The sequence below is a fragment of the Vibrio maerlii genome, assembly GCF_003415655.1.
Taxonomy (GTDB): Bacteria; Pseudomonadota; Gammaproteobacteria; order Enterobacterales; family Vibrionaceae; genus Vibrio; species Vibrio maerlii.
The window spans coordinates 123374-129718 of record NZ_QRHC01000012.1 but is presented as its reverse complement, the minus strand read 5'-3'; the positions used below and the strand labels follow the sequence as shown (position 1 = coordinate 129718).

The following is a 6345-nucleotide window of genomic DNA, read 5'->3' as shown; positions in this document are numbered from 1 at the left end:
AGTACTTTACAACCCGAAGGCCTTCTTCATACACGCGGCATGGCTGCATCAGGCTTGCGCCCATTGTGCAATATTCCCCACTGCTGCCTCCCGTAGGAGTCTGGACCGTGTCTCAGTTCCAGTGTGGCTGATCATCCTCTCAGACCAGCTAGGGATCGTCGCCTTGGTGAGCCTTTACCTCACCAACTAGCTAATCCCACCTGGGCTAATCTTGACGCGAGAGGCCCGAAGGTCCCCCTCTTTGGCCCGAAGGCGTTATGCGGTATTAGCCATCGTTTCCAATGGTTATCCCCCACATCAAGGCATATTCCCAGGCATTACTCACCCGTCCGCCGCTCGACGCCGTTATCGTCCCCCGAAGGTTCAGATAACTCGTTTCCGCTCGACTTGCATGTGTTAGGCCTGCCGCCAGCGTTCAATCTGAGCCATGATCAAACTCTTCAATTTAAGATTTTGTCGGCTCAATGAATACTGATTTAAGTTCCTAGTGACTAGAAGCTAGTTCCTAGAGACTTTGAATTGACTGTGCCGATAATAAATTATCGATTGGTCACTCAGTACATTGAAACCAAAGTTGAAACCGGAGTTTCATTTTTTGATTATCATCAACGAGTGCCCACACAGATTGATAGGTTTAAATTGTTAAAGAGCTTTACTTTGAGCTTTCTCTCAAAGCGGACGTGCATTTTAGCGATTCATACTTCAGTGTCAAACACTTTTTTGAAGTTTTTCTTAATTATCTATCTAAAGAAAATTAAAATACTAAATTGTCTTATTCGTCTTTCTGACTCATTGCTCAAGCCTTATCGGCTCTGCCGTGTCAGTGGAAGCGCATTATAGGGAACTCTTCCTAACGTGCAAGGGAAAACAAAAAATAAAATAGAAATTTCGACTCGTTCGCTCACATTACAACCAAAGAGTCTATAAATAAAACAAAAGTGAGGCATTTAGCCTCACTTTTATTACTTATCGCTATAACTTTGCTAGCTCTGATGTGCGATTATCTTCTCGTTGTGTACTAATAGTTGTACCGTCCTGGTTGGATCAACTTTTCCAGCCAGTATTGCTTTCGCTAGTGGGTTCTCCACATTAGTTTGAATCGCTCTTTTCAATGGTCGCGCACCATAAACAGGGTCGAATCCCGTTTGTGCAATCAAATCGAGAGCTTGCTCACCCACTTCCAGTTTGAAGCCACTATCTTCCATTCTGTTTGCCAGATGCTTCAATTGAATCTTTGCAATCGATTTTATATGGTCTTGCCCTAATGAGTGGAAAACCACACTTTCATCAACTCGGTTTAAAAACTCTGGCCTGAAATGTTTCTCAACCACTTCCATAACCTGATTCTTTATTCCTTGATAATCAAGATGACTAAAGTTTTCTTGTACTCGGTCCGAACCAAGATTTGATGTCATGATGACAACTGTATTCCGAAAGTCTACGGTTCTACCCTGCCCATCGGTTAATCGACCATCATCAAGCACCTGAAGCAGGATATTGAATACATCTGGATGTGCTTTCTCGACTTCATCTAATAGAATCACTGAGTATGGTTTACGACGAACTGCTTCTGTAAGGTAACCGCCCTCTTCATATCCGACGTAACCTGGAGGCGCACCTACCAGTCTCGCCACTGAATGTTTTTCCATGAACTCCGACATGTCGATGCGCACCATTGCATCCTCACTATCGAACATAAAGTTCGCTAACGTTTTGCAAAGCTCCGTTTTACCCACACCAGTTGGACCCAAGAACAAGAATGAGCCAATTGGTTTGTTTGGATCGGATAAACCGGCTCTGCTGCGACGGATAGCATTCGATACCACTTCAACCGCTTCGTGCTGACCAATCACGCGTCCATGGAGCACATCCTCCATTTTAAGAAGCTTTTCTTTTTCCGCTTCCAGCATCTTAGACACTGGAATACCTGTTTGCTTAGAAAGTACTTCGGCGATTTCAGCATCGGTTACTTTGTTTCGCAACAAGGTCATTTCTTGCATTTCAGCTTGAGTGGCTAAATCGAGTTGCTTCTCGAGCTCTGGGATACGACCATACTGTAGCTCAGACATTCGGTTTAAATCACCAGCACGACGAGCAAAGTCCATATCCATTCTAGCTTGCTCTAGTTCGGCCTTAATATGTTGAGTGCCAGATAGTGCCGCTTTCTCCGCATTCCACACTTCTTCTAGCTCAGCAAACTCTCGCTCTTTCTCACTCAATTCGCTATTAAGCGTCATCAATCTCTTTTCACTTGCTTCATCCGCTTCATTCTTTAGCGCTTGCTGTTCAATCTTAAGTTGAATGATTTTGCGCTCAAGCTTATCGAGTGATTCAGGCTTAGAGTCGATTTGCATTCGAATACTGGATGCCGCCTCATCAATTAGGTCTATGGCTTTATCGGGTAACTGACGATCTGAAACATATCGGTGCGATAGGCTTGCCGCAGCAACGATTGCAGGATCTGTAATTTCAACATGGTGATGAAGCTCGTAACGCTCTTTGAGGCCACGAAGTATCGCAACGGTATCTTCTACTGTTGGCTCATCAACAATCACTTTTTGGAATCGGCGCTCCAGTGCAGGATCTTTTTCTAGATATTGGCGATACTCATCTAGCGTGGTTGCGCCTACACAGTGAAGTTCACCACGCGCTAACGCCGGTTTTAACATATTCCCGGCATCCATTGAGCCCTCGCCTTTGCCTGCACCGACCATGGTGTGGATCTCATCAATAAAGAGAATGATATTACCCTCTTCCTTTGACAGTTCATTGAGGACTGCTTTTAAGCGTTCTTCAAACTCACCACGATATTTGGCACCAGCCACTAATGCGCCCATGTCCAAGGAAAGTACGCGTCGACCACGAAGTCCTTCAGGTACCTCGTTATTGATAATACGTTGAGCAAGCCCTTCCACGATTGCTGTCTTACCAACGCCGGGTTCACCGATGATCACAGGGTTGTTCTTTGTTCTGCGTTGTAGAACTTGAATGGTTCGACGAATCTCATCATCCCGCCCAATAACAGGATCAAGTTTGCCTTGCTCAGCACGCTCGGTCAGATCAATGGTGAATTTATCTAGGGCTTGGCGTGTCTCTTCCGCATTTGGGTCATCTACTTTCTGGCCACCTCGAATTTTTTCGATAGCAGCAGAAAGCTTTTGCTCGGTTAGCCCTAATTCACGAAGTAAGTTACCTAGAGGCCCTTTATCTTCGATAGCAGCTAAAAGGAATATCTCCGAAGATATGTAGGTGTCTTGTCGTTTCTGCGCCACTTTGTCACACAGATTGAACAATACCCCCATACCACTCGAGAGTTGCACATCACCACCGATTCCGGAAATTTTTGGCAAACGGTCAAGCATTTCACTGAGCTTGGAACGCAGTTGAACAACATCAACATCTAATAGAGTCAGAAGAGGGCGAATAGAGCCACTATCTTGGTTCAGCAAAGACACCATCAGATGAACAGGTTCAATATATTGATGATCACGGCCTAACGCTAATGATTGAGCGTCTGAAATAGCCATTTGAAATTTACTGGTAAATCGATCGAGGCGCATTGTCCCCTCCTACTTCGAATATGTTGCTATTACATAACAGTACTTATACACATTAAAAGATGGATACGGTAAAGCGCATTTTCAAGGGGAGGAGGTAGGGAAACGAGATGAATATAAAAAATTAATCTAACCAAATAAAACTGGCTTGGCGGCCTGTTATACCGTCTCTGCGATAGGAATAAAATTGTTCATCATCTTTAAAGGTACACAGACCACTTTGAGTCACGTTAGTAACACCAACACTATTCAAACGCTGTTCAACCAGCAATGTCATATTAGCGAGCCATTTGCCAGGTTGGGGCTTTTCTTCAAATGCTGATATTGCTTGGGAATCATGCTGAATAAAGGCATTTACGACATCATCACCGACTTCAAAAGCAGACTGAGATATCGCAGGTCCAACCCATGCCATGATTTGACCTTCGGTAAACTTGGCAACGGCGTTTTCCACGATACCATTAGCTAAACCACGCCAGCCCGCATGCACAGCAGCGACTTGAGTGCCTAAATCATTGGTAAGCAAGATGGGAAGGCAATCTGCGGTCATCGCAGAGCAAACGACACCGTTAGTTTCTGTGAAACAGGCATCTGCATCTTGAACGGCATTCAATGGCTCACTTGCAGATAGCACTACGTTAGAGTGAGTTTGATTCAGCCAGATTGGTGAAGATGGCATGTTAGCCAACTTCACCACTTCTTGACGGTTTTGCAATACAACTTCAGATTCATCCCCAACGTGGTTACCAAGATTTAAACCTTGATAGACACCTATTGAAAAGCCACCAGCACGAGTCGTACTGATTGCTCTAACATTCTCTGGTGCGTTCCAGTTAGGGATAATCATTATTAAAGCTCGTCTTCTGGATTTTGCTTTGCATCTTGACGCAGTGCTTCAGCCATAACGATCATGTCATCAGGCACTGGAGCATGGAACGTCATCTCTTCACCTGAGATTGGGTGTTCGAACTTCAGCATCACCGCGTGTAGCGCTTGTCGATCGAAAGAACGAATCATGGCTGTCAGCTCTTCAGAAGCTCCCTTAGGAATACGAGCGCGGCCACCATATGCCAAATCACCAAGCAGTGGATGCTGTAGATATGCCATATGAACACGGATTTGGTGAGTTCGACCTGTTTCTAGACGCAGACGAATACGAGTGTGCTCACGGAAGTGCTCAGCTACACGGTAGTGGGTCACAGCAGGTTTACCAAGCTCATTTACCGCCATCAAAGTACGCTTAGTTGAATGTCGACCAATCGCCTTCTCAACCCGGCCACCAGCAGTCATCTTACCAATGGCAATCGCTTCATATTCACGCGTAATGTTTCGCTTTTGCAGCGCACGTACCAAACGAGTCTGAGCAGGAACTGTCTTTGCAACCACCATTAGGCCGGTTGTATCTTTATCCAGACGGTGAACGATACCCGCACGAGGTACTTCTGCAATTTGCGGGTAGTGATGAAGTAAGGCATTGAGCACAGTACCATCTGGTGTGCCTGCGCCAGGGTGAACAACAAAGTCACGCGGTTTATTAATTACGATGATGTCGTCATCTTCGAAAACAATATCGAGTGGGATATCTTGCGGCTCGAAGCGTTCCTCATCTTCTAGCTCAGCTTGTACAGTGATCACTTCACCGCCCATCACCTTAGTACGAGGTTTTGTTACAACAACGCCATCTACCTGTACTTTTCCATCAAGCAACCATTCCTTGATGCGTGAACGTGAGAAATCCGCAAACAGTTCAGCAACTGCTTGGTCTAATCGTTGGCCTAATTGGCTCTCTTTTACTGTGTTTGATAATTCTATCTGCTGGGCCATATCGAACTTTTTTAAAAACCGTGAGACTAATACCCATGAGTATGGATACAATACATAATTATGTGATTGTATCCGTTACTGGTTAGAAAGTAACGAACACCGAAGAATTATTTGATTGCAAGGAAGTCTATTTAGACATGAAACACCAAGCTTTAACTGGCCTATTAGCCTTAACGATGCTTTTTGGTTGCTCAAGCAGCGAAGAAATTGTACCTGATGTACCACCATCTGAACTTTACACCGATGCTAAGACGGCCTTGCAAGGCGGTAACTGGATTACTGCAATTGATAAGCTAGAAGCGCTAGATTCACGCTACCCGTTTGGTGCTTACTCTGAGCAGGTACAGCTCGATCTTATCTATGCATACTACAAAAACGATGACCTAGCGCTGGGTTTAGCTACGATTGAACGCTTCATTCGTTTGAACCCTACTCACCCAAAATCTGATTGGGTACTGTACATGCGTGGTCTGACGCACATGGCACAAGATCGTAACTTTATGCACGATCTGTTTGGTACCGACCGTAGCGACCGAGATCCAGAACCAGTAAAAAAAGCTTTTGCTGACTTCAAACGTCTGCTTGAACGCTACCCTAACAGTGTTTACGCTGCCGATTCTCAAATGCGTATGCGCGCGCTTAAAAACCGCCTGGCAGAGTACGACCTTGCAACTGCAGATTTCTACCTTCGTCGCGAGGCTTGGATTGCAGCAATTAACCGTGCTCAAGAGATTCAAAAAACCTACCCAGATACCATTGCAGCTCGTAAATCATTGGAAATTCAATTACAAGCCTACGAACAGCTAGGCCTAGAAGATGCAGTGACAAGAACTCAAGAATTGATTGAGTTAAATCCACTTTAAATCTCTCATTTCAAATTTATTAGAAAGAGCGCTCTGGCGCTCTTTTTTGATCTTGATCTCAAAAACTTGATACTGGAGGCGACAAAAGTTATCTTTAGCAA

At 44.8% G+C, this 6345-nt stretch carries 4 protein-coding genes and 1 rRNA gene; 1 reads left to right on the top strand and 4 read right to left on the bottom strand.

The genetic code is table 11. The features are described 5' to 3' along the window. The 4 genes from DPF91_RS18530 to rluD all read right to left on the bottom strand — a co-directional run. Positions 1 to 447, bottom strand: a 16S ribosomal RNA gene (locus DPF91_RS18530); the annotation flags it as partial. Between the two features lie 536 nt (positions 448 to 983). Then, positions 984 to 3560, bottom strand: a complete 2577-nt coding sequence (gene clpB, locus DPF91_RS18525) for an ATP-dependent chaperone ClpB (RefSeq protein ID WP_117235936.1) — start codon at positions 3558 to 3560, stop codon at positions 984 to 986. Positions 3561 to 3681: 121 nt separating this feature from the next. Next, positions 3682 to 4404, bottom strand: a complete 723-nt coding sequence (gene pgeF, locus DPF91_RS18520) for a peptidoglycan editing factor PgeF (RefSeq protein ID WP_117235935.1) — start codon at positions 4402 to 4404, stop codon at positions 3682 to 3684. Positions 4405 to 4406: 2 nt separating this feature from the next. Next, on the bottom strand, positions 4407 to 5381 hold the full coding sequence (gene rluD, locus DPF91_RS18515) for a 23S rRNA pseudouridine(1911/1915/1917) synthase RluD (RefSeq protein ID WP_117235934.1): 975 nt from the start codon (positions 5379 to 5381) through the stop codon (positions 4407 to 4409). Positions 5382 to 5518: 137 nt separating this feature from the next. Here rluD and DPF91_RS18510 point away from each other — a divergent pair, with 137 nt between their 5' ends. Beyond that, complete coding sequence (locus tag DPF91_RS18510; RefSeq protein WP_117235933.1) at positions 5519 to 6244, top strand: outer membrane protein assembly factor BamD; 726 nt, start codon at positions 5519 to 5521, stop codon at positions 6242 to 6244. The last annotated feature ends 101 nt before the right edge of the window (positions 6245 to 6345 follow it).

Bases quoted from the DNA above. Each gene is read 5' to 3' on its own strand.
- rluD (WP_117235934.1), bottom strand. From the start codon at position 5,381: ATGGCCCAGCAGATAGAATTATCAAACACAGTAAAAGAGAGCCAATTA.
- pgeF (WP_117235935.1), bottom strand. From the start codon at position 4,404: ATGATTATCCCTAACTGGAACGCACCAGAGAATGTTAGAGCAATCAGT.
- clpB (WP_117235936.1), bottom strand. From the start codon at position 3,560: ATGCGCCTCGATCGATTTACCAGTAAATTTCAAATGGCTATTTCAGAC.
- DPF91_RS18510 (WP_117235933.1), top strand. From the start codon at position 5,519: ATGAAACACCAAGCTTTAACTGGCCTATTAGCCTTAACGATGCTTTTT.